The following is a 22,406-nucleotide window of genomic DNA, read 5'->3' as shown; positions in this document are numbered from 1 at the left end:
CAGCTTTTGCCAGATCCGGCCCAGGGGACGAGCCCGAGACCGGACCCATCCCCGGAGACCGGAGCGGTCACAAGCACCGGAGGCGGCGGAACTGGCTGGCGTGGAAGACAAGCGGGGCGCGGTCCGGGTCCGGGTGTACGCGGTGGGTGTGCACGCGCAGGAGGACGATGTCGTGGTCACCGGCTTCGATCAGCTGCTCGACGGTGCAGTCCAGCCACGCGCTCGCCTCGCCGAGCAGGACTGCGCCGGTGCTGGTGGCGCACCACGGCACTCCGGCGAAGCGGTCGCCCGTTTTTGCGGCCAGCTGGCGGCAGAAGTCGCTCTGGTCGTCGCTCAGTACGCTCAGTCCGAGGTGCGCTGCCGTGCCGAGGTGGGGCCACGTGGTCGACGTGTGGGCGACACAGACGGACACCAGCGGCGGGTCGAGCGAGACCGAGGTGAACGAGCTCGCCGCCAGTCCGACGGGCTGGCCGTCCACCAGGGCCGCGAGGGCGGTGACGCCGCTCGGGAAGGCGCCGAAAAGGTGGCGCAGCTGTGCTGGTGCGAGGTCGGCGACGAGCTGGTCGTCGACCGGGACGGACTGGGTCGGCAATTCGCTCATCGGTGATCTCCTTCGTGGCGAAGCGGGTGCAGAGTTCACAGCCGGGCCCGGGCGACAATGCGGTCGAGTGCGGACAACGTCTCGGCCGGGGTCGGCGGTTTCCCCGTGCAGGCCTGCAAAGCTGCTTCGTAGTACTTGTCAGCGGGGACCGGATCACCGGGGTGGCCGTACAGCAGGGCGATGAGCCGATCCGCCCCCGCCTCCTCGTAGGCCTCGCGCAGGGCCGGGTCGAGTTCCCACACTCCGGCCGAAATCTCGATACCCGACGGGTCCCGCCCGATCTGCTCGCACGCCCGCGTCAGGCCTTGCCGGGCCGCGCGCACGTCGTCGACTCCCGCGCCCATCGCGATCCATCCGTCGCCATAGCGGGCAATGCGGTTCCACAGCCGGTCCGACGGCAGCCCGCCGAGAACGATCGGCGGATGCGGCTTCTGCGCGGGCAGCGGGTCGACGATGACTTCGGGGAAATTGACGTGGTCACCCTCGTAAGCCGCCGTCCCGTTGTTGGCCCACAACGCTTTCAGCGCTTCGATCGTTTCGCGGGTGAAGGACCAGCGTTGCGCGAAGTCCACGCCGAACAGCTCGATTTCCTCGCGCATCCAGCCGAGCCCGGCACCCAGCAGCAGCCTGCCGCGGGAGAAATTGTCGAGGGTGCCGATCATTTTTGCCAGCAGGAGCGGGTGCCGTTCCGGGATGATGCACACGCCGGTGCCCAGCTTGAGTTCCGTCGTCGCGGCAGCGACGAACGAAAGCAGCACGAACGGATCCGCCATCTCGCCGTAGAGCCGCGGCGTCTCCCCGCCGGTCATCGCGAACGGCGTCGTCGGATTGGTGGGCAGCACCGCGTGTTCGGGCACCCAGAAGGACTCGAACCCGGCCTCCTCCACCGCGCGTGCGATCGTGACCGGGTCGATCGTGTATCCCGTCACGTAGAAATGAACGCCAAGTTTCACCGCTGCTCCTCGTCGAACGTGCGCGGGGACTCCCGTGTGCGGTACCTTATACGTTTAAGGCTCCGAGCGGAACAGATTTCCCGGCCCGACGCGAAAGGTGCCACCTATGCCACTCGAACCCCTGCTTACCGGTCTCAGCTTCGCCGAGTGTCCGCGGTGGCACCGCGGACGGCTGTGGTTCTCTGACATCTTCGCCCGCCGGGTGATGACGGTGGACAGCCATGGCCAAGCCGACGTCGTAGTCCAGTTCGGCGAGGGGGATCTGCCCGCGGGGCTCGGCTTCCTCCCCGACGGGCGCCTGCTGATCGCCGATATGGCGCGGCCGGTGCTGCTGCGCGTCGAGCCCGACGGGTCGGTCGTGACCCACGCCGACCTCGCCGGGCTCGCGGTGGGCCCGCTCAACGACATGGTCGTGGACCCCGAAGGGCGGGCGTACGTCGGGGCGAGCGGCACCGACGAGATCACCGCCGCGCGGCCGCTGAGCGGGACGGGCAGCATCATCCGGGTCGATCCGGACGGTTCGGCGCGCATCGTGGCCGAGCGGATGGATGCGCCCAACGGCCCCGTCCTCTCGCCCGACGGCACCCAATACGTCGTCGCGTCGTTACCGGCCCAGGAGCTCACCGGGTTCGACGTGGCCTCCGACGGCACGCTGTCCGGGCGGCGGGTCTGGGCGGACCTGAGCCCGGCCGGACCCGACGGGATCACGATCGACGAGCAGAACGGCATCTGGGTGTGCGCACCGATGCAAGCCGAGGTGCGCCGGGTGGTCGCCGGGGGAGAGGTCACCGCCGTGATCCCCACTCCCGGCCGGATGCCGATCGCGCCGTGCCTCGGCGGAGACGACGGCCGTACCTTGTTCGTCTGCAGCGTCACCTCCGACCCGTCGACCCTCGCCACGATGACGAGCGATTCCGTGATCGAGACGGTGCGCGTCGACATCCCGGCCGCGGGCTGAGCGCGATCATGGACTTCGGCCTCCAGTTCACCCACCAGCTTCCGCGCCCGTGGCACGACGGCGCGGAGCACGACCTCTTCGCGGCCTCGCTCGACCAGGTGCAGCTCGCCGACGAGCTGGGGTTCGCCTATGCCTGGGTCGTCGAACAGCATTTTCTCGAGGAGTACTCGCATTCCTCGGCACCCGAGGTGTTCCTGGCGGCGGCGAGCCAGCGGACCCGGCGGATCCGGCTCGGCCATGCGATCGCGCTGCTCCCGCCCGGCTACACCCATCCCGCGCGGATGGCCGAACGCATTGCGGCGCTCGATCTCGTGTCCGGGGGCCGGATCGAGTTCGGCTTCGGCGACTCCAAGTCGCGGATGGAGCTGGAGGGCTTCGGGATCGATCCGGCGCTGCGCCGGGACATGACCCTCGAAGCCGCCGAGCAGATCGCGCACATGATGGCGGTGACGCCGTATCCCGGCCACCGCGGCCGGTTCTTCACGATGCCCGCCCGGAACGTGGTGCCGAAGCCGGTGCAGAAACCGCATCCGCCGCTGTGGATGGCCTGTTCCGACGACGCATCGGTACGCCTGGCCGCCCGGCTCGGGGTGGGCGCGCTCATCCACACCTTCTTCGACGCCGACGAGGCGCGGCAGGTCGTGACCGAGTACTACGAGACATTCAAGCGCGAATGTGTCCCGATCGGACATACGGTGAATCCCGCGGTCGCGACCCTCGAACCGTTCTACTGCCACGAATCGGCCGACATCGCGCGGCAGGTCGGGCGGGCTGCGCACGGGTTCTTCACCTACGCCGTCCGCCATTACTACGTGTTCGGCAGGCACCGCCCCGGCTACACGGACGTTTCCCGGAACAAGGAGCAGGTGGAGGCCGCGCTCGGCGGGGAAGTCCCGATCCGCGGCGGGCATTCGATCGGGACGCCCGAGGACATCGCGGTGCGGCTGGAGTCGCTCGCCGCCGCCGGAGTGGACCAGACCATCCTGCTGCACGCGGCCGGTGCGATGACCCATGAGCAGGTGACCGGCTCTCTGCGCCTGTTCGCCGAACGCGTGCTGCCCCGGTTCGAGTGCGAGGACCGGCGCCGGGCGAGGGCCGAGGAGCTGGCGCCGTACATCGAGGCGGCGCTGAAGAGAAAGCGCACGGTCTCCGCTCCGGCGGCCGACGAGGTGCCGGTGTGCGACGCGTACGGCCTGTCCCGGCCGGACCTCGAGTTGCCGACGATCGCGCAGATGCCCCCGGCAACGCAGGAAATCCTCCTCGAACTGCAGCGCCTCAAAGCCCTCGCCCGCGAGCTGGACGCGTGACACGTGCCAATCGACGACATGGGCAGGTTCTGTTGCTTGCGATGGACGGCCATCTGCAGACCCGGGTAGCGTGGCGATACGCAATCGAATTAAACGTGTAACCCCGAGTGGTGAGGAGGGAATGCCGGTGGCCGGGTGTTCACTGCCCCTGCAGGGCGTCCGCGTCCTGGAACTCGGGGGAGGCAAAGGCGAACTCGCCACGCGGTGCCTTGCCGATCTGGGCGCGGATGTCGTGCTGGTGGAGGACCCGGCGGGTTCCCCGGCCCGCCGGTCGGGGGATCTGCACACCTGCCACGAGACGTTCAACGCGAACAAACGGTCGGTGCTGCTCGATCTCAAGACGCCCGCCGAGCGGGACACGTTCGACCGGCTGCTGTCCCAAGTGGACATCCTGTTCTGCTCCCTCGAACCCGGCGAGCTGGCCGCGGCCGGGCTGGACCTGGGTGCGCTGCCGGAGCGTTTCCCGCACCTGGTGGTCACGGCGTTCACGCATTTCGGCCTCACCGGCCCGTGGCGGGACTGGACCGGGTCGGAATGGGTGCATTCGGCGCTCGGCACGGGGCTTTCGCGGTCCGGCGCGCCCGGGCGGGAACCGCTGGTACCGCCGATGGACATCGCCCTGCAGAACGCGGCGGTCCAGGCGGCCTGGGCCACCCTCGTCGGGTACGCGCAGCGGTTGGTCCACGGGCACGGCGATCTCGTCGACGTCGCCGTGCTGGAGGCAGTCGTGCAGGTGTCGGACCCGCCGTACGGGATGGCCGGTTCGGCGGCGGGCGGGCTGCCCACTGCGGGCGGGCCCCGGGGCCGGGTGGACTACTCGTTCCGGTACCCGTACTACGAAGCCGCTGACGGATGGGTCCGGATCGCCGTGCTGAGCCCGCGGCAGTGGGCCGGGATGTACGCATGGCTCGGCAAGCCGCCCGCCTTCGCCGACCCGGCTTGGTCCTTGCTGGCACACCGGTACGACCACTTCGAGCCGCTGCGGCAAGCGATCGCCGCGCTGGTCGGAAACCTCCCGCGCGAGCAGGTGATCACCGAAGCGGCTCGCTTCGGGGTACCGGCTGCGTCGGTCCTGACTCCGCCCGAAGTACTGGCCGAGCCGCATTTCGCGGCTCGCGGATTCTTCGTGCGGCGCACGATCGGACAGGGTGAACTGACCTGCCCCGACGGCGTGGTGGAACTCGACGAGCGGCGTGCGGGCATCCGGACGTGCGCACCGGCTCTCGGCGCGCACACCGAGGAGGTACTCTCCGAATTCTCTTCTCCGGCACCGGATCGGCACGAGAGCGGCACCGCGCTCGGGTCCGTCCCGGCCTCGGCACCACTCCCGCTGGCGGGGGTCCGCGTGCTCGACTTCGGGGTGATCGTGGCGGGCGGTGAAGCCGGGCGGCTGCTGGCCGACCTGGGCGCCGACGTCATCAAGGTCGAGAACAAAGCGATTCCGGACGGGTCGCGGCAGTCGCTCGACGGCTCCACCATCAACGTGCTTTTCGCCTGGGGCAACCGGAACAAGCGCAGTATCGGGATCGACGTGAAGTCCGGTACCGGGGCTGAGCTCATCCGCAGGCTGGTCAAGAATGCCGACGTCATTCTCTCGAACTTCAAACCGGGCACGCTCGGCAAGCTGGGCCTCACCTACGAACAGGTGCGTGAACTCAACCCGGGTATCGTCGTCGTCGAGTCCAGTGCATTCGGGCATACCGGTCCCTGGGCGCAGAATCCGGGTTACGGGCCGATCGTGCGCGCGGCGGTCGGGGTTTCGCACCTCTGGCGTTACCCCGACGACCCGTCGCGGTTCTGCGACGACGTCACTTCCTATCCCGATCACGCTGCCGCACGTGTGGTCGCGATTTCGGTCCTCGCGCGGCTCATCGCACGGCGGCGCACCGGGCTGGGCGGAAGCGTCCACGTGGCCCAGACCGAGGTCTCGCTGTGGCAACATTCGCACCTCTTCGCTGCGGCGGGGTCGGGTGAAAAGCTCTTGCGCTCCAAGGGAAACGGTCCGTTCGTCCGTGGCGTGTTCGCCGCGCGGGGTGACGACGAATGGGTGGTGGTCGATGTCCGGACACCTGACCAGCAGATCGCACTCGAACAGGCGACAGAGGCGGGTGGTGAAAACGCGGTGCGCGCATGGCTGGCCGAAACGGACCCTGATACCGCGATGGCCGTTCTGCAGGCAGCAGGGGTACCGGCCGCGAAGATGATCCGTGCCGAGGATCTGCTCGGCCTCCCGCAGCTCGTGGCCCGCGGGACCTTCCGGGTCGAACGGCATCCGCTGGTCCGCGATCCCATGCCGAGCGAGGGGGCACCGGCCTTGTTCCGGCGGTTGCCCCGGATCTCGGTGACCCCGGCGCCGGTACTCGGCCAGCACACCCGGGAGATCGCCCGCGACCTGCTGCAGCTGACCGGAACCGAGATCGACGCCCTGCTCGGACAGGGGGTCCTGCAAGAGGACACGGCCGGGCTCGCGGAGCTGGCCGCCCACGACCCGGCGAACTGGGATGAGGTGACCAGTGACGCAGAGCGGCGAAACCACGCGGCGAGCGGAGATCGTGCGTGAGCTGACCGGTCCGGGCGGCGAATTCGCCTTGCGGACGATCGAAGTCCGCGGGATCGAGCTGCCGGTGTACGACGCGGCGCCGGGCAGCCTGCGGGAAGTGTTCGCGCTCGGGGACCGCTGGGGCGACCGGCCCGCGATCACGTACGAGGACGAGCAGTACACCTGGGCGGAGCTCACGCGGGCGGTCGCCGCGTGCGCCGCCGCGCTTCACCACGGTTTCGGCGTCGGCAAAGGCGATCGCGTCGCCATCGCGATGCGCAACTATCCCGAGTGGATCATCGCCTTCACCGCGGCGGCCAGTATCGGCGCGATCTGCGTTCCCCTCAACTCCTGGTGGTCCGGCGAGGAACTCGGGCACGTGCTCGCCGACTGCGCGGCCAAGGTGCTCATCGCCGACCGCGAGCGCACCGAGAGCATCCTGCCCCGCCGGGCGGACCTGCCTGCATTGCAGTACGTCGTCGAGGTCCGGCCCGGGACGGCCACGCGGGGCGATGTCGCCTGGACCGCTCTGCTCGACCACGATTGCCCGGAGTTCGACCCGGCGTCGGTCCCGCTCGATCCGGACGACGACGTGACGATCCTGTACACCTCGGGGACCACCGGCAGTCCCAAGGGCGCGGTCGCGTCCCATCGCGCGCACCTCACGAATCTGGTCAACGTGCGGGTGCACGGCGTCGTCGAAGCGCGGATGGCGGAGTGGCGAGGTGAGCAGCCCGTGAAGCCACCCGCGCGGCCGGTGACGCTCATCCCGGGCCCGCTGTTCCACGTTTCCTACCTGCCGAAGGTGATCGGGGCAGCGGTGACGGGAGCCCAGCTCGTGCTGATGTACAAGTGGAATGCGGCGCGGGCAGTCGAGCTGATCGAGCGGGAGCGGGTCGACGGGCTGATCGCGGTGCCGACGGTCATGCGGCAGCTGCTCGACGAGATCGAACGCCGCGCAACCGTTCCGCCGTCCCTGCGCACCCTCAGCACGGGCGGAGCGCAGTCGACGGCGGCCCTGATCGACCGGATCCGCACCGAGGTGCCCACGGCCGTGGGCACCGGGTACGGGATGACCGAGACCTGCGGCCCGATGGTGATGATCGGCTCGCGGGACTACTTCGGGCGTCCGCTGTCGGTCGGCCGCCCGCTGCCGGCTTCGCAGGTACGCGTGGTTACCGCGGATGGACGTGAGGCCGCCACGAATGAGGTGGGGGAAGCGTGGTTCCGGGGCGCCAGCCTCGCGCGCGGGTACTGGAACCGATCCGGCGACGCCTTCACCGATGACGGGTGGCTGAAGACCGGCGACCTCGTGAAGCGCGACAGCGAAGGTTTTCTTTCGATCGTGGACCGGATCAAGGACATCGTCATCCGCGGTGGGGAGAACGTGTACTGCACCGAGGTCGAGGAGGCCTTGAGCGGGCATCCCGCGATCGAGGAGAGTGCCGTTTTCGGGATTCCGCACGAGTTGTGGGGGGAGGAGGTCGCGGCGGTCGTCCGGGTCCGGCCCGGCCGCGCGGTGACCGCAGCCGAACTGCGCGAGTACGCCGGAAACCGGCTGGCGCGGTTCAAGGTTCCGACCACGATCGCGCTGCAGACCGGTCCGCTGCCGCGGAATGCCGCGGGCAAGGTACTCAAGCGCGAACTCCGCCGCATTCATCCGAAAGAGACAGGAACGCCGACATGACCGAGCCGACCTACCAGGAAATTCAGTACTCGGTCGCCCACCGGGTCGCCACGATCACGCTCGATGTCCCCGAGAAGCGCAACCGCATCAGCTACCTGATGCGTCGGGAAATCATCCAGGCGTTGCGCAGCGCGGAGGAGGACGACGCCGTCACGGTCATCCTGATCCGCGGGAACGGGCCGTCCTTCAGCGCCGGGTACGACCTGACCACCGCCCCGAAAACGGACACCGGCGCGCGGTCGGGTGCGCACTACTACCGCGACGACGGCGTCCGGCCCGAGGGGTGGGTCAACGCTGCCGAGTTCAACGGCTGGACCGATCAGTGGGCCCGCAGCTGCGTGCGTGACTGGTACACGATCTGGAATCTCCTCAAACCCGTGGTGGCGATGGTGCACGGGCACTGCGTGGCCGGGGGCACCGAGCTCATGTCGATGTGCGACATCGTGTTCGTCGCCGACGACGCCCGGATCGGGTACCCGCCGGTCCGCGGCATGAGCACCCCGGACGTCCCGTATTTCCCGTGGAAGATGAGCATGGCGCACGCGAAGTACCTGCAGCTCACCGGGAATTCGGTGACCGGTGCGGAAGCCGCGCGCCTCGGCTGGGTGGTGAAGTCGTTCCCGGCCGACCGGCTCGAGGCGGAGACCGGACGCGAGCTGCGGGCGATCTCGTCCATCGCGCCGGCGTTGCTGGCGGCCAACAAGCACTGCGTCAACCAGGCTTACGAGATCCAGGGGATGAAGACCCATCTGGACCAGTCGTGGTCGTGGCGTTCGTTCAGCGGGAACGTGCGCCCTGGCGCGAGTGCGTTCCGGGAACAGCTCGAACAGGGCGGTCTGCCGAGCGCGCTCGAATGGCGGGACGGGGCCTTCCGCAAGGAAGGGTTCGCCTGATGACCGCCAAGCTCGTCGCCGACCGGACCGAGGACCTGCTCCGGACCCACCCGCCGGGCACTACGGGACGGCACGCGTTCCTGACCGCCCAGTACGAGGCCGGATTGGCGTGGGTGCACTTCCCGGAGGGCCTGGGCGGGCTGGGGATGGCCCGCGCCCTGCAGCGCGAGGTGGACACGCGGCTGGCCGCGGCGGGCGCGCCCGACGGTGCTTCGGCCAACCGCCTCGGGTACTCGATGGGGGCAGCCGTTCTGCTCGCCTACGGGACCCGCGAGCAGCAGGAACGCTTTCTCCGGCCGATCTTCACCGGCGACGAGCGGTGGTGCCAGCTGTTCTCCGAACCCGGCGCCGGATCGGACCTCGCCTCGGTGACGACCCGCGCGGTGCGGTCCGGTGACGAATGGGTGGTCAACGGGCAGAAGGTGTGGAGCTCGATGGCGAACATCTCCGCGGTCGGCATGCTGCTCGCCCGTACCGATCCGGACGCGCCGAAACACCACGGGCTGACCTACTTCCTGGTCGACATGCGGTCGCCGGGGGTGGACGTGCGCCCGTTGCGGCAGATGACCGGCGAGGCGGAGTTCAACGAGGTGTACCTGACCGACGTCCGCATTCCGGATTCGGCGCGGATCGGCCCGGTCTCGGCGGGCTGGCAGGTCGCGCTCGCGACGCTCATGAACGAGCGGGTCCTGTTCAACCGCGAACGCCCGGAAAAGGGGCCGGTCGACGAGGCGCTCGACCTGTACCGGCAGCGCGCGGTGCCCGATCCCGAACTGCGGACCCGGATGATCGACCTGTGGATCAGGGCCCGGGTGCAGCGGCTCGGCACCGCACGGGCGGCCGCCAACCTCGCCGCGGGCACGCCGGGTCCGGAGGGTTCCACCGGCAAGCTGGCCTACACGCACCTGATCCAGGAAGCCTACGAACTCTGCCTGGATCTGCTCGGGGACGAGAGCATGCTGTACGACTCCTACGCCATGACAGCGTATTCCGAGGAAACCTTCGCCGGACGGGTCGAACACGATGTCCGGCGCCGTTTTCTCCGGTCGCGCGCCACCACGATCGAGGGCGGCACGTCGGAGATCCTGCGGACCATCCTTGCCGAACGCACCCTGGGCCTGCCCCGAGCTTCCCACCCACCAAGGACGAACCGGTGAGCACGAACGACGAACGCGCCGAACTGCGGCGCACCTTGCGCACGTTCCTCGGCCGCCACTGCACCGAGGCCGACCTTCGCCGCCTGATGGACGACGAGCGCGGGTACGACCCCGCCGTCTGGTCGATCATGGCCGGGCAGCTCGGGCTCCCCGGGCTGGCGATCCCGGAGGAGTACGGCGGCATCGGCTTCGGGTACGAGGAACTGTGCATCGTGTTCGAGGAGATGGGCGCAGCGCTGGTCGCGTCGCCGTTCTTCGCCACCATCGCGCTGGCCGCGAATGCGCTTCTCGAAAGCGGCGACCGCGACGCGATGGGCCGGTATCTGCCCGCGATCGCCAGCGGAGACCTGCTCGCCACCCTGGCGGTGAGCGAGGAGCACGGCGGCTGGGACGCGTCGGAGAGCGAACTATTCGCGGACCAGCGTGCTGACCGATGGACGCTGACCGGCGCGAAGCGATTCGTGGTCGATGCGCACGTCAGTGATCTCATCCTGGTTGCCGGGCGCAGCGCTGATGGTATCTCGTTGTTCGCTGTTGAGCGCGGTGCACCGGGTTGTTCGGTGGAGGTCGAGCTCACGATGGACCTGACGCGCAAGCTCTCGCGGGTCCGCTTCGACGAAACCCCGGCCCTGTTGATCGGCGTGAGCGGGGAGGCTGCGCCAGGTCTACGCCGCGCGCTGCGGTTCGCCGCGGTCGCGCTGGCGGCCGAGCAGGTCGGTGGTGCGCAACACGTGCTGGAGATGACCGTCGAGTACGCGAAGCTGCGCCACCAGTTCGGCCGGGCGATCGGGTCTTTCCAGGCGGTGCAGCACCGGCTGGCCGATGTGCTGGTCGATATTGAGGCCGCGAAGTCCGCCGCCTACGACGCTGCGCGCGCGGTTGCGGAACGGGACCCGGACGTGGAACTGACGGCGAGCGTCGCGAAGGCGTTCTGCTCGCAGGTGTATTACCGGTCGGCTGCGGCGGCGATCCAGTTGCATGGGGGGATCGGATTTACCTGGGAGCATTCGGCGCATTTGTATTTCAAGAGGGCGAAGAGCAGTGAGTTTTTGCTGGGGAGCCCGCATTATCATCGGGACCTGGTCGGTCGCGCGCTCGGGATCTGACCTCCCGCTCCTCATTTGATGGCGAGCGGGTTGATCGGCGATCCGACGGCTTTGGCGAACTTGATCGGTGGTGCGGTGAAGAAGAACTCATACCGCCCATCGGCAGCGCAGTCCTCGGCGAGTTCTTCGAAGTCCAGCATCTCGCCCAGGGTCATGCCCAGGTCGCGGATCAGCACGCAATGTACCGCGAACTTCTGCGTTTCGTCCGCGGCCGGAACGGCTTCCACCGCCCAGTTGTCCGCGCACAGCGCTGCGACGTCGTGGTCGTGGAGCCATTCGGCGCACTCCAGGCCTATTCCCGGTTCGCCGTCCATGAACCTGTGGGCGTCGCCGGTGACTGTGTACATGCGGCGCCAGCCGGTGCGTAGCAGCACGATGTCTCCGGACCCGAGCCGTACCCGGTGTGCCTCGAGTGCCGCATCCAGGTCGGCCGGGGTGATCACCTGGCCTCGCTCCAGCCACTCGACATCTTGGCACCGCGCCAGGTCCAGCAGGACTCCGCGGCCCGCGATGCCCTTGCCCTGCTTGTCGATGGCGAGTTTCTCTGCACCGCCCGGGCCGACCGCCGACGCCGGATAGCCGTTGTACAGCCGGTCGTCGTAGTACACATGCGACAGTCCGTCCCATTGCGAGGCGCTCTGCAACGGCATGAAGATGTAGTCGTCGGCGTACCGGAATCCGCTGGCAAAGTCTTGTCCTGCCCCGGTTTCCCGCATCAGGTGGACCGGATTCGACCGCGGGTTGCCCAGCTGCGGGCCGTCGGCCGCGAACGGGATGCCCAGGTCGAAGATCCGTCCATCGTGGACTAACCGGGCCGCGGCGGCGACGGCGGCGGGCGTGATGAGGTTGGTGGTGCCCTTCTCGTCGGTGGCACCCCAGCGGCCCCAGTTGCTGAGGCGGGCACCGATTTCCCGGAACGTTTCCATCAGCGGACCCCGCTCCGCGCCAGGTATTCGACCTTCAGCTGGGTGAACTCCTCATAACCCCACCGGCCGCCCTCGCTGCCCACCCCACTCCACTTCGCGCCCCCGAACGGACGCGCCGGGGCGAGGGCGAGATGCGAGTTGACCCAGGTGGTCCCGCAGTCGAGCTTGGATGCCACCTCCGCGGCCCGCTCCACATCGTCGCCCCAGACGGATCCGGCCAGGCCGTAGTGCGAGGTGTTGGCCTGCTGCACGACCTCGTCGAGATCGTCATACGCGACGACGGGGAGAGCGGGACCGAACTGCTCCTCGTCGACGATGGGCATGCCGTCAGAAGCGCCCGCCAGCACGGTCGGCGCGAAGAAGTACCCGGCGCGGTCGAGCCGGGAGCCGCCAGCGGCCGCGACGGCACCGCGGCGCACCGCGTCCGCCACGAGGTCGGCGACGCGTTCGAGCTGCGGCCGGTTGTTGATCGGGCCGAGCAGCACATCCGGATCGCGCCCGTCACCCATTGTCGCCGTCGAGGCCTCGTGGACGAGCGCGTCGACGAGGTCGGAGTAGAGCCGCCGCGGCGCGTAGACGCGCTTGACCGCGGCACAGACCTGTCCGCTGTTCGCGAAGGCGGTCAGGAAGAGTTTGCGGGCGGTGCCAGGGAGGTCGGCGTCGTCGAGGACGATCGCCGGGTCGTTGCCGCCGAGTTCCAGCGTGACCCGTTTCAGGTCGTCCGCGGCGGCGGCGAACACTTTCCGGCCGGTGGCGGTGGAACCGGTGAACGTGATCTTGCGGGGTACCGGATGACGGGTCATCAGCGCACCGAGCGCGTCGCCGCCGCTGATCACATTGAGCACGCCGTCGGGCAGCACGCCCCGCAGCAACTCGCCGACCCGGAGCGTAGTGAGGGGTGTATAGGGCGAGGGCTTGACCACAACGGTGTTACCGGCGGCCAGCGCGGGCGCGATCTTCCACGCGGCGAGGCTGATCGGGTAGTTCCACGGCGTGATCGCGCCGACGACCCCGAGCGGGCGGCGGACCGCGACGGCATGGGCTTCGTCGTCGTCCTGGATGACCTCGGGCGGGGCCTCGTATCCCGCGAAATGGCGCAGCCACCGCACGGCCGTGCCGATCTCGGCCCGGGCCTGCGCGAGCGGCTTGCCCTGCTCGGTGGTGAGCAGGAGGGTCAGTTCGTCGGTGGCCTGTTCGAGGGTGCCGGCGGCCGCGGTCAGGCAGATGCCGCGCTCGGCGCTGCCCAGGCGGTGCCACGCCGGGAAAGCCGTGGCGGCGGCGGCAAAAGCCGCGTCGAGTTGTTCCGCGGAACAGTCGGGCGCCTGGCCGCAGACGCGCTCGGTGGCCGGATCGGTCACGTCCAGATGCGCCGGCGTGTCCACGGCCTGCCCGCCGATGGTCATGGTGACTCTCATCGCCCGGTTCTCCCTGTCTTACGGGCGTTCTGGGCGAACGCCTCGACGATCCGGCCGTGCAGCTCGACCGGGAATTCGTGCCCCATCCCGGGAAAGACCACCAGTTCGGCGCCGGGAATCGCGGCGGCGGTCGCCTCCCCGCCGCTGAGCTGAACGAGCGGGTCGTCGGCCCCGTGCACGACGACCACCGGGATCCGCAACCGGCCCAGTGCCGCCGTGCGATCGGTCGCGGACCGGACCGCTTGCTGCTGCCGAAGCCGTCCTTCCGGGTAGTACGAGCGGTCATACGCTTCCTGCGCGCGCTGGCGGGCGGCTTCCTCGTCGACCGGGTAGCCCCCGCCGGACACCAGGTGATGGTTTCGGACGGCTTGGTCCGCCACTTGCGCCCGGCTCGCCGGTACGGGGGCGGCCATCGCTTCGAGCACTCCGGGCCGAGGACTGCCGACCCCGGGTGCCCCGGTCGTGGACATGATGGAGCACAACGAAAGCACGACGTCAGGGTGCCGGATCGCCATGAGCTGTGCGATCATGCCGCCCATGGACGCGCCCAGCACATGCACCTGCGTGATGCCCAGGGCACGCACCAGACCGATCCCGTCGTCGGCCATGTCCTCCAGGCCGTACGAGAGTCCGTCGAGTTTCGCCGACAGCCCGGTGTCGCGATGGTCGTAGCGGATGACGTGGAACCCGGCATCGGCGAACGCCGCGACGAAAGCCCGGTCCCACTCCGTCATCTGCACCCCGAACCCCATCACCAGCAGCAAGGCCGGATCGCCGGGGTCGCCGAGAGTTTCGTAGCACAGTTCGAGCTCGCCCACCCGGGCCGTGGCGGTCATGCCCCGGCACCCGCCAAGCCGAGCGCAGGCGCGATCTGCACGAGATGGTCGACGCCCTCGGCGAAACCGGGGTCGATCGGGTCGAGCCGTACGTGGTCGGCACCGGCGGCGAGGTGGGCTTTCACCTGCCGGGCGATGTCGGCGGGAGTGCCGTGCGCGACGAGGTCTTCGGTGGCGATGGTATCCAGGTTGGCGGCGGAGTACCCGAGGCGTGCCAGCTTGGCCGCATAGGGCCCGTCGAGTGCCAGCAGCCGGCCGAGGAACGCGCGGGCCTGGTCCTCGGCCTGAGCGGGATCGTCGGCGAGCGCCACGGGAATACCCACCGCCAGCAGCTTGTCCGGCCCGAGGATCTCGCGGACTTGCGCGGTGAAGGACGGCGGGTGGATCACCGGCAGTGCCCCGTCGGCACCGTCCCGCGCGGCTTCGAGCATTTTCGGGCCGTTGGCGGCGAGGACGGTGGCGTACGGCGCGTCCAGGGCCGGGGTGATCGGCGGGACGACGGCCATCCCGTCGAGGTAGGTGCGGGCGGTCGCCACGGGCCGCCGGTACTCCCGGCCGACCGCCTCCGCCTGGAACGGGTACCCGATCCCGAGCCCGAGGACGAACCTGCCCGGGAAGGCGTCGGCGAGGAACGTGGCTGCGCCGTGCGCGGTCTCCGGCGGCCGGGCCCACATGTTCGCGACCCCGGTGGCGAACGTGAGGCGTTCGGTCGCCGCGAGCAGGATGGCCAGCTGGGTGAACACATCCCGGCCACCGACGCCTTCGTTCGTCCACACCGTGGGATAACCGGCTCGTTCGAGGCGGCGCACCGCCTCGCGTTGCGCACCGACGGCGGGCTGGGCCGCGAACGGGATGTTGAGCAGCAGTGCTCCGACGGGTCCGAGGGAGCGCTTCGCGGCCTCGACCGTCTCGGTGTCTGTCATGCCGGTCCTTGTCGTAAACGTTTAAGGTATCGTCACCCTAGCGCAGTCCGGACGCCACGTCACGCCGGTTCCCGGCCTGGGAACGAGGCATCCCGCGCCGGGAACACGTGCCAATCCGGGGCAGGTGTTTCCGTGGCGGCGGGGCACCGAAGACCACTGGAGAATGCGATGTACGCGCCGCGGGTTGCCGGTCAAGATGCGAAAAGACGTCCGGCTTTCGAGGAGACACGGTGACAGCTCTGGTGGAACGGGAGCCGATGGAGATCGGCGGGAACGGCGCGGTACTGGCCGAGAAGCGCGGGGCGGTCGTCCTGATCACCCTGAACCGCCCGGAAGTGCGCAACGCCGTGAACCCCGACGTCTGCGTGGGGATCGGCGAGGCACTGGACCTCGCCGACCAGGACGGCGAGGTCCGGGCAGTCATCCTCACCGGCGCGGGCGACCGGGCGTTCTGCGCCGGAGCCGACCTCAAGGCCGTGGCCCGCGACGAATTCGCCCGGCTGGACCCGCAAGTGCGCGGATGGGGGTTTGCAGGGTTCACCCGGCACTTCATCGGCAAACCGGTGATCGCGGCGGTCAACGGCTACGCACTCGGCGGCGGGACCGAACTGGTGCTGCAAGCCGATCTCGCGATTGCCGCTGAGGGGGCGAGGTTCGGTCTGCCCGAGGTGACCAACGGCGTCGTCGCCGGTGCGGGCGGCGCTTTCCGGCTCGGCAGGCAGATTCCGCCGAAGGTCGCGATGGAGATCCTGCTGACCGGCGAGATGGTCACGGCGCATCGTGCGCTCGCGCTGGGGCTGGTGAACGACGTCGTGCCGGATGGTGAGGTCGTACCCGCTGCGCTCGCGCTCGCCGGGCGGATCGCGGCCAATGCACCGTTGGCAGTACAGGCTTCCCGCCGGATTGCGCGCGGTATCTCGGAAGGACAGGCCCCGCAGGAGGACGGGGACTGGGTGCGGACGGCGGCGGAAACGGCGGTGGTGGCGCGGAGTGCGGACCTGCACGAAGGGCTGCGGGCGTTCGCCGAAAAGCGAGCGCCGGTCTGGAGCGGGCGATGACCGCGCCGCAGGTGGCAATCGCTGGTCTGGGCCTCACCGAACTCGGCAAGGTCTACGGCCGCACGGCGCCGGAGTTCGCGGCCGAAGCGGTGCGCCGGGCGGTTGCCGATGCCGGGCTTGCGCTCTCCGACCTCGACGGTCTCCTGCTCAGCGGCGGGCTCAGCGAACTGCTCGGCCCCGAACACGCGATGACCCCGGGTCTGGCTGCGGACCTCGATCTGCGGGACCTCAAGCTCCTCACCGTGATGCAGGGCTACGGGTCGACCGCGGTGCAGATGGTCCAGTACGCCGCCATGGCGATCGAGGCCGGTGCCGCAGAAACGATTGCGGTCGTATGGGCGGATGCGCCACTGAGAAACGACCGCGGCGCCGGAGCGGCCTACGCCCAGCATGCCCGGGAGGCCGGTGCGGGATGGCGGGCCATTACCCGGTCCGGTGGCTCGTTCACCGCGAACAACGACTACGCGCTGGCTGCCCGCAGGCACATGGACCGCTTCGGGACCACGAGCGAGCAGCTCGGCGCCATTGCGGTGGCACAGCGGGACTGGGCCGCGCTGAACCCGCTCGCGCAGATGCGGGCGCCGATCACGATCGAGGACCATCAGGCGTCGCGGATGATTTCGGAGCCATTGCGGCTGCTGGATTGCTGCCTGGTGTCGAACGGCGGTGCCGCGCTCGTCGTCACCAGTGCTGAACGGGCGGCGGACCTGCGGCAGCCGCCGGTCGGGGTTTACGGGTGGGCGCAGGCGCACCCCGGGCGCACGTTCCGCCGGAACGACGACTTCGGCATCGTCTCCGGCGCGGCGCAGGCCGGACCGCGGGCGCTGGCGATGGCCGGGCTGAGCGTGTCCGACATCGACGTCGTCGAGCTCTACGACTGCTACACCTTCACGGCCCTGATCACCTTGGAGGACTACGGTTTCTGCCCCAAAGGCGAGGGCGGCCCGTTCGTGGCGCAGCCCGGCGTGCTCGGCCCGTCGGGGTCGCTCAAGCTGAACACCGGCGGCGGCCAGCTTTCGTCGTACTACCTGTGGGGCATGACGCCGTTGTCGGAGGCGGTCCTGCAGGCGCGCGGGCAGGCCGGTGCGCGGCAGGCGGAGCGGCACGATCGCGTGCTGGTGTCGGGCAACGGCGGAACGCTCGACTACCACGGCACTCTCGTCGTCGGAACCCTCTAGGAGGCCGCAATGCCGTTGCTCCCGATCACGAGCACCCCGGAAACCGCGGACTACCTGGCCGGTGCGGCCCGCGGCGAACTGCGCATCACCCGGGACCTGCGGACGGGTGCCTGCTGCGAGCCGTCGGTCGACCCGCGGCAGGACCCGGCGCGGTACCTGCCCGGCCCGGCAGGCGGCGAGGCGACGATCGTGTCCTGGTCGGTGGCGCACCGCCGGGCCGCGGACGGGGTGGAGCGCACGTTGTTCGGCATCGTCGAGCTCGACGAGGGGCCGTGGCTGTGGGTCGAACTCCGGGGCCCGGAGCCGTGGACCGGTCTCTCCGGGCGGCGGGTGCGGGCGGCGTTCGTCAAATCCGGACCGCGGCCCGAGCACGCGACCCTGCCGGTGTTCGTCCTGCCGCAGCCGTGACTGTCATCCGACTGGTTCGAGGAGTGCCATGACCGACAACGAATCCGCCATCCCACCCACCCCCGGTGACACCCTGCTGTTCGAGAACGACCGGGTCCGCGTGTGGTCGATGACCCTCGGCCCGGACGGCGGCATGTTCGACTTCCACCAGCACCACCACGACCACCTGGTCATCTGGCCGGATCCCGGACGAGCACAAGGCCAGACCTACGGTGATGAGGACTGGGGGCTCACCCAGACCGCCGAGGCCGGTTTCGTCATGTTCAAGACGGTGGGCTCCGCCAAACCGCTGACGCCGCACCGGATCCGCAATCTCGAGGACCACGCCGTCACGCATTACATCGTCGAATTGCTCGAACCGTCGCCCAGCGTGGCGGAGCTGCCGTGGGAGACGAACGACCGCGGTCGCCTTGAGGCACAGTCGTGACCACGTTGACGGGCAGCGCTCGTGCCGTGCTTGAGGCGGTGCTGGAGTGCCTCCATCCTGCCGACGAGCTGGGGCCGGGGGCGACGGAGGTGGGCCTGCCGGGTTACCTGCTGGGCCAGCTGGAGGGGCCGCTGCGGCGGTTCGTGCCCTGGTACGTCACCGGCCTGTCCGCGCTCGATCGGCATGCCAGGACCACGACCGGGAAGCCGTTCGCCGACCTCGCCCCCAGCGGACAGGAAGCCGTGCTGAGCGAGTTCGAGGCCCTCGGCGCGGAACCCGAGTTCTTCGACCTCCTCATCGAGCACGCCTACGAAGGGCTTTTCGGCGACCCGGCCTACGGCGGCAATGCGCAGGGCGCCGGCTGGCGGCTCGTCGGCTATCCCGGCCCGCAGCCGGTAGTTTCGGCTCAGGAACAGCAATTCGGCCATGTCCGGCCATCCTCCGGTACCTCGATCTACGCGCTTACCCTGTTCGCCGCGGGCAGGCCCGCATGAGCGCGCGGCAGGCCGACGTCGTGGTGATCGGGCTGGGCGCGGCGGGCGGTCTCTGCGCATCACAGCTGGCCTTGGCCGGGCTGCACGTCGTGGGCCTCGAAGCGGGGGACTGGCACCACGCCGGGGAGTTCGCGATGGACGACATCGCCCAGCTCGGCCGGAACTCACTCGGCGCGGCGAAGGTCAACGGCGAAGTGCCGACGTTCCGCCAGGCGCCCGGCCAGGAGGCCGAACGCGCGCTGCTCAACGTCGGCAACCTGATGATGAACGGGGTCGGCGGCTCGAAAACGCATTCGACCAACATCAGCTGGCGGCTCTCGCCGTGGAACTTCCGGGCACGGTCCGAGACGATCGAGCGACACCAGGCGATCCCCGAGCGTTCGACCCTGGTGGACTGGCCGTTCGGCTACCACGATCTCGAACCGTATTACACGCGCGTCGAGCGGTGGTACGGCGTATCGGGCGTGGCCGGCAATGTCGGGGGAGTCCCGACCGGCGAGGGCAATCCGTTCGAAGGCAAGCGCAGCGAGGCCTACCCGAGCCCGCCGCTGCGCCGCTCGGGCTGGACGGAGCTGATGAAAGACGCGGCTACCTCGCTGGGCTGGTCGCCGTTCCCGACTCCGGCCTCGATCCGCAGCGTCGAGCGCGGCGGCAAGAAAGCTTGTCAGTACTGCGGATTCTGCACGTGGAACGGCTGCTGGGCCGACGCCAAAGCCGTGCCGTCGTCGATCGGGATCCCGGAAGCGGTCGAGACCGGACGCCTGGACGTGCGCACCGGCGCGCGCGCCGTCTCGATCGACGTGGACCGGCACGGCGCCGCGAGCGGGGTCACGTATGTCCGGAATGGACAGACTCACCGGATCGACGCGCGCCTGGTAATTCTCGCCACGTTCACCTACGAGAACGTCCGGCTGCTGCTGCTGTCGGAATCTGCGCGTTTCCCGCACGGGCTGTCCAACGGCTCGGGCCAGGTCGGCAAGCACTTCATGACCCACACCTTCCTCATGGGCTTCGGCCGGTTCCCCGGCAAACAGCTCAACGCCTGGTCGGGCTCGAATGCGCAGGGCACCGCGGTCGCCGACTTCGACGCGGCGAACGCGGACCACCCGGGTTTCGTCGGCGGTGGCGTGATCATGGCCGGGCACGAGATCCGCCCGATGCTGCACCACCGTTTCGCGCCGCCCGGGGTCCCGCGCTGGGGCCGCGAGCGCAAACGCTGGCTGGCCGAGAACCTCGGCTCGCTCGGCTGGACCTACACGCTGCCGGACGAACTGCCGTACGAGGACCACTACCTCGACCTCGACCCGCACGTGACCGACGAGCACGGCCTGCCGGTCGTCCGGGTCACCCAGTCGTTGCGCCCCAACGAGATCCGCCAGTACGAGTTCCTCCTCGCCCGGACCCGGGAGTGGTTCGAAGCAGCCGGTGCCGCGCAGTTCTGGCACTCGCCGATCGCCCATTCACCGGTCACCACGCATGCGTACGGCGGCACGCGGATGGGTGAGGATCCTGCCACGTCGGTGGTCGATCCCTACGGTTTCTCGCACGAGGTACCGGGGCTGGTGATCGCGGGCGCGTCGACGTTCCCGACCTCCGGCGGGGTCAACCCGACCGAAACCGTCGAGGCGCTGACCTGGCGGACTGCCGACCGCATTCTCGAAACCTGGAGCGGCGTATGACAGTGCTGGGCGTACACCATTTCGGGCTTTCGGTGGCCGACCTCGGCCGGGCCAGGGCCGGGCTGGCCGCGTGCGGGTTCACCGGCGGACCCGCGTTCGAGCTGACCGGCGCCGACGCCGCCCGGGGCAACGGCCTGGAGTCGGTCCGCATGCGGGTCGCGTTCGTCGGCAATGGCCCGAACACCCTCGAACTCATCGAGCATCTCGACGGCACCGGCACTCCCGGACCCGCCGAAGGAGACAGCGGGTTCCAGCGCTGGCCGATCCTGCCCGGCGGCGCCGATTGTCGGCTACCCGGAGTCTCGGCCGCGCCCATCGGGGAAGGCCCCGCGGTCACGGTGACCGCACGGGATATCGAGGGGACGTCTGCTCTGCTCCGGAGTATCGGCGTCCGCGAGCTGAGCGCGGGGAGGTTCACCGCACCCGGCGTGACGGTCGCGGTCGAGCGAGCCACGGCCGAGCAGGCGGCGCCACCGGTCACCGCGGTCGGGCGCAGCCACCTGGCGTTCCAGGTCGATGATGCGCAGGCGACCTACGCGCAGTTGGTCGCCGACGGTTTCGAATGCGTGTCGGAACCGATCGCGCACGGCGAGGCCGTCTGGTGGTTTTTCGTCCGGGATCCCGGCGGATCGGGCGAGATCGAAGTCGTCGAGGACATCACGAAGGGACCTGCGGATGCTCGAACTGACTGAGGAAGAACGGGCCATCGCCGAACTGGTCGAGGTCTGGGTCGACCGGGAAGTCCGTCCCGTCGTCCGGGAACTGGAGCACGCCAACACGTATCCCGCGGCGTTGTTCGAGCAGATGAAGGACATGGGGATCTTCGGCCTTGCGGTCCCCGGGCAATGGCAGGGCACGCCCGTCTCGGTGCCCTGCTGTGCCGCGGTATCGGAGGCACTGGCCCGCGGGTGGATGACGCTCTCCGGAGCCATGGGCGGGCACACCGTGGTGTCGCACCTCATCGCGACCTTCGGGACCCCGGAGCAGAAGGACCGGTATCTCCCGCGGCTCGCCACCGGCGAGATCCGGGTGGCCTTGGCACTCACCGAACCGGGTGGCGGGTCCGACCTGCAGGCCCTGCGGACGACCGCCCGGCGCGACGGCGGCGACTACGTCGTCAACGGCAGCAAGATGTGGATCACCAACGCCCGCCGCGCCCAGCTCACCGCGTTGCTGTGCCGCACCGATCCGGACGCCTCGCCTGCCCACCGCGGGATGAGCGTCCTGCTGATCGAACCGGGGCCGGGCTTCGAGGTCTCGCGCGAGCTGCCCAAGCTCGGCTACAAGGGCGTCGACAGCAGCGAACTGTCCTTTTCGGACTATCGCACCCCGCGGTCGGCGTTGCTCGGCGGGGAGGAAGGCCGGGGCTTCGCCCAGATGATGAACGCGCTCGAACTCGGCCGCATTCTCGTGGCGGCTTGCTCGGTGGGCCTCGGTCAGGCCGCCCTTGACGACGCCGTGCGGTACAGCAAGCAGCGCGAGGCCTTCGGCCGTCCGATCTGGCAGCACCAGTCCGTCGGCAATCATCTGGCCGACATGGCCACCCGCCTGCACGCGGCGCGGGCGCTCACGATGCAGGCTGCGCGCAGCCACGGCACGGGCGCGCGGTCGGACATGGAAGCAGGCATGGCCAAGCTCTTTGCCTCGGAGACGGCGATGAGTGTCGCGATCGACGCCCTGCGCGTGCACGGCGGCTACGGCTATTCGACCGAGTTCGACGTCGAGCGGTACTTCCGCGACGCGCCACTGCTCATCGTGGGCGAGGGCGCCAACGAGATCCAGAAGAACGTGATCGCGCGGCAGCTCGTTGCGCTCCAGCCTTAAACGTTTTACCCTCAGTGGTGACAAGCTTTTCCGGATA

21 protein-coding genes are annotated in these 22,406 nt (G+C 69.5%); 15 read left to right on the top strand and 6 right to left on the bottom strand.

What is annotated here, in order from left to right:
• Positions 1-67: 67 nt before the first annotated feature.
• A complete protein-coding gene (locus OO71_RS01145) occupies positions 68-601 on the bottom strand; it encodes a flavin reductase family protein (RefSeq protein ID WP_033287662.1) in 534 nt (177 codons plus the stop codon).
• 35 nt (positions 602-636) lie between these two features.
• Positions 637-1,554 carry a TIGR03619 family F420-dependent LLM class oxidoreductase gene (locus OO71_RS01140; RefSeq protein WP_033287661.1) on the bottom strand — a complete coding sequence of 306 codons (918 nt, stop codon included), beginning with the start codon at positions 1,552-1,554 and terminating at the stop codon, positions 637-639.
• Positions 1,555-1,660: 106 nt separating this feature from the next.
• On the opposite strand from OO71_RS01140, the gene OO71_RS01135 reads away from it, so the two are divergent.
• From OO71_RS01135 to OO71_RS01105, 7 genes are all read left to right on the top strand, one after another.
• Complete coding sequence (locus OO71_RS01135) at positions 1,661-2,512, top strand: SMP-30/gluconolactonase/LRE family protein (RefSeq protein WP_033287660.1); 852 nt, start codon at positions 1,661-1,663, stop codon at positions 2,510-2,512.
• Between the two features lie 8 nt (positions 2,513-2,520).
• Positions 2,521-3,819: an LLM class flavin-dependent oxidoreductase gene (locus OO71_RS01130; protein ID WP_033287659.1), complete on the top strand. Its 1,299-nt coding sequence runs from the start codon at positions 2,521-2,523 to the stop codon at positions 3,817-3,819.
• Between the two features lie 127 nt (positions 3,820-3,946).
• Positions 3,947-6,379, top strand: coding sequence for a CaiB/BaiF CoA transferase family protein (locus OO71_RS01125; RefSeq protein WP_211260415.1), 2,433 nt, complete (start codon positions 3,947-3,949; stop codon positions 6,377-6,379).
• The gene (locus OO71_RS01120) at positions 6,333-8,045 is read left to right on the top strand and encodes a class I adenylate-forming enzyme family protein (RefSeq protein ID WP_033287658.1); all 1,713 of its coding nucleotides are present in this window, start codon (positions 6,333-6,335) and stop codon (positions 8,043-8,045) included. Before OO71_RS01125 ends, OO71_RS01120 begins: the two co-directional genes overlap by 47 nt.
• Positions 8,042-8,938 (top strand): enoyl-CoA hydratase-related protein, encoded by an 897-nt coding sequence (locus OO71_RS01115; RefSeq protein WP_033287657.1) that lies wholly within the window; start codon positions 8,042-8,044, stop codon positions 8,936-8,938. The genes OO71_RS01120 and OO71_RS01115 overlap by 4 nt, the downstream gene beginning before the upstream one ends.
• Complete coding sequence (locus OO71_RS01110; RefSeq protein WP_033287656.1) at positions 8,938-10,095, top strand: acyl-CoA dehydrogenase family protein; 1,158 nt, start codon at positions 8,938-8,940, stop codon at positions 10,093-10,095. The genes OO71_RS01115 and OO71_RS01110 overlap by 1 nt, the downstream gene beginning before the upstream one ends.
• Complete coding sequence (locus OO71_RS01105; protein WP_033287655.1) at positions 10,092-11,201, top strand: acyl-CoA dehydrogenase family protein; 1,110 nt, start codon at positions 10,092-10,094, stop codon at positions 11,199-11,201. The genes OO71_RS01110 and OO71_RS01105 overlap by 4 nt, the downstream gene beginning before the upstream one ends.
• Before the next feature lie 11 nt (positions 11,202-11,212).
• On the opposite strand, the gene OO71_RS01100 is transcribed toward OO71_RS01105, so the two are convergent.
• Genes OO71_RS01100 through OO71_RS01085 form a run of 4 tightly spaced genes read right to left on the bottom strand, consistent with a single transcriptional unit; the run spans position 11,213 to position 15,301 of the window.
• Positions 11,213-12,127 carry a cyclase family protein gene (locus tag OO71_RS01100; RefSeq protein WP_033287654.1) on the bottom strand — a complete coding sequence of 305 codons (915 nt, stop codon included), beginning with the start codon at positions 12,125-12,127 and terminating at the stop codon, positions 11,213-11,215.
• Complete coding sequence (locus tag OO71_RS01095; RefSeq protein ID WP_211260414.1) at positions 12,127-13,542, bottom strand: aldehyde dehydrogenase family protein; 1,416 nt, start codon at positions 13,540-13,542, stop codon at positions 12,127-12,129. The genes OO71_RS01100 and OO71_RS01095 overlap by 1 nt, the downstream gene beginning before the upstream one ends.
• Positions 13,539-14,378, bottom strand: a complete 840-nt coding sequence (locus OO71_RS01090) for an alpha/beta fold hydrolase (RefSeq protein ID WP_033287652.1) — start codon at positions 14,376-14,378, stop codon at positions 13,539-13,541. Before OO71_RS01090 ends, OO71_RS01095 begins: the two co-directional genes overlap by 4 nt.
• Positions 14,375-15,301: an LLM class flavin-dependent oxidoreductase gene (locus tag OO71_RS01085; protein WP_033287651.1), complete on the bottom strand. Its 927-nt coding sequence runs from the start codon at positions 15,299-15,301 to the stop codon at positions 14,375-14,377. Before OO71_RS01085 ends, OO71_RS01090 begins: the two co-directional genes overlap by 4 nt.
• Positions 15,302-15,531: 230 nt before the next feature.
• Between OO71_RS01085 and OO71_RS01080 the strand changes: the two genes are divergently transcribed.
• The 8 genes from OO71_RS01080 to OO71_RS01045 are packed head-to-tail and all read left to right on the top strand — an operon-like array spanning position 15,532 to position 22,369.
• Complete coding sequence (locus OO71_RS01080) at positions 15,532-16,359, top strand: crotonase/enoyl-CoA hydratase family protein (RefSeq protein ID WP_425388637.1); 828 nt, start codon at positions 15,532-15,534, stop codon at positions 16,357-16,359.
• Positions 16,356-17,537, top strand: a complete 1,182-nt coding sequence (locus OO71_RS01075; protein ID WP_033287650.1) for a thiolase family protein — start codon at positions 16,356-16,358, stop codon at positions 17,535-17,537. The genes OO71_RS01080 and OO71_RS01075 overlap by 4 nt, the downstream gene beginning before the upstream one ends.
• Before the next feature lie 9 nt (positions 17,538-17,546).
• A complete protein-coding gene (locus OO71_RS01070; RefSeq protein ID WP_051790876.1) occupies positions 17,547-17,945 on the top strand; it encodes an OB-fold domain-containing protein in 399 nt (132 codons plus the stop codon).
• Between the two features lie 28 nt (positions 17,946-17,973).
• Positions 17,974-18,372, top strand: coding sequence for a hypothetical protein (locus tag OO71_RS01065; RefSeq protein ID WP_033287649.1), 399 nt, complete (start codon positions 17,974-17,976; stop codon positions 18,370-18,372).
• A complete protein-coding gene (locus tag OO71_RS01060) occupies positions 18,369-18,866 on the top strand; it encodes a gluconate 2-dehydrogenase subunit 3 family protein (protein ID WP_033287648.1) in 498 nt (165 codons plus the stop codon). Before OO71_RS01065 ends, OO71_RS01060 begins: the two co-directional genes overlap by 4 nt.
• Entirely contained in the window at positions 18,863-20,545 is a 1,683-nt protein-coding gene (locus tag OO71_RS01055) for a GMC family oxidoreductase (protein ID WP_033287647.1), read from the top strand. Before OO71_RS01060 ends, OO71_RS01055 begins: the two co-directional genes overlap by 4 nt.
• Positions 20,542-21,237, top strand: a complete 696-nt coding sequence (locus OO71_RS01050) for a VOC family protein (protein WP_033287646.1) — start codon at positions 20,542-20,544, stop codon at positions 21,235-21,237. Before OO71_RS01055 ends, OO71_RS01050 begins: the two co-directional genes overlap by 4 nt.
• Positions 21,221-22,369, top strand: coding sequence for an acyl-CoA dehydrogenase family protein (locus OO71_RS01045; protein ID WP_033287645.1), 1,149 nt, complete (start codon positions 21,221-21,223; stop codon positions 22,367-22,369). Before OO71_RS01050 ends, OO71_RS01045 begins: the two co-directional genes overlap by 17 nt.
• Positions 22,370-22,406: the final 37 nt, after the last annotated feature.

This window comes from Amycolatopsis jejuensis, from assembly GCF_000717335.1.
GTDB lineage: Bacteria > Actinomycetota > Actinomycetes > Mycobacteriales > Pseudonocardiaceae > Amycolatopsis > Amycolatopsis jejuensis.
Note: the sequence above shows the minus strand (reverse complement) of the source record. Positions and strands in the feature narration are given on the sequence as shown.

Coding starts and splice junctions, on each gene's coding strand:
- OO71_RS01145 (WP_033287662.1), bottom strand. CDS start 601: ATGAGCGAATTGCCGACCCAGTCCGTCCCGGTCGACGACCAGCTCGTC.
- OO71_RS01095 (WP_211260414.1), bottom strand. CDS start 13,542: ATGAGAGTCACCATGACCATCGGCGGGCAGGCCGTGGACACGCCGGCG.
- OO71_RS01055 (WP_033287647.1), top strand. CDS start 18,863: ATGAGCGCGCGGCAGGCCGACGTCGTGGTGATCGGGCTGGGCGCGGCG.
- OO71_RS01065 (WP_033287649.1), top strand. CDS start 17,974: ATGACCGACAACGAATCCGCCATCCCACCCACCCCCGGTGACACCCTG.
- OO71_RS01130 (WP_033287659.1), top strand. CDS start 2,521: ATGGACTTCGGCCTCCAGTTCACCCACCAGCTTCCGCGCCCGTGGCAC.
- OO71_RS01075 (WP_033287650.1), top strand. CDS start 16,356: ATGACCGCGCCGCAGGTGGCAATCGCTGGTCTGGGCCTCACCGAACTC.
- OO71_RS01135 (WP_033287660.1), top strand. CDS start 1,661: ATGCCACTCGAACCCCTGCTTACCGGTCTCAGCTTCGCCGAGTGTCCG.
- OO71_RS01115 (WP_033287657.1), top strand. CDS start 8,042: ATGACCGAGCCGACCTACCAGGAAATTCAGTACTCGGTCGCCCACCGG.
- OO71_RS01045 (WP_033287645.1), top strand. CDS start 21,221: ATGCTCGAACTGACTGAGGAAGAACGGGCCATCGCCGAACTGGTCGAG.
- OO71_RS01110 (WP_033287656.1), top strand. CDS start 8,938: ATGACCGCCAAGCTCGTCGCCGACCGGACCGAGGACCTGCTCCGGACC.
- OO71_RS01090 (WP_033287652.1), bottom strand. CDS start 14,378: ATGACCGCCACGGCCCGGGTGGGCGAGCTCGAACTGTGCTACGAAACT.
- OO71_RS01085 (WP_033287651.1), bottom strand. CDS start 15,301: ATGACAGACACCGAGACGGTCGAGGCCGCGAAGCGCTCCCTCGGACCC.
- OO71_RS01050 (WP_033287646.1), top strand. CDS start 20,542: ATGACAGTGCTGGGCGTACACCATTTCGGGCTTTCGGTGGCCGACCTC.
- OO71_RS01100 (WP_033287654.1), bottom strand. CDS start 12,127: ATGGAAACGTTCCGGGAAATCGGTGCCCGCCTCAGCAACTGGGGCCGC.
- OO71_RS01070 (WP_051790876.1), top strand. CDS start 17,547: ATGCCGTTGCTCCCGATCACGAGCACCCCGGAAACCGCGGACTACCTG.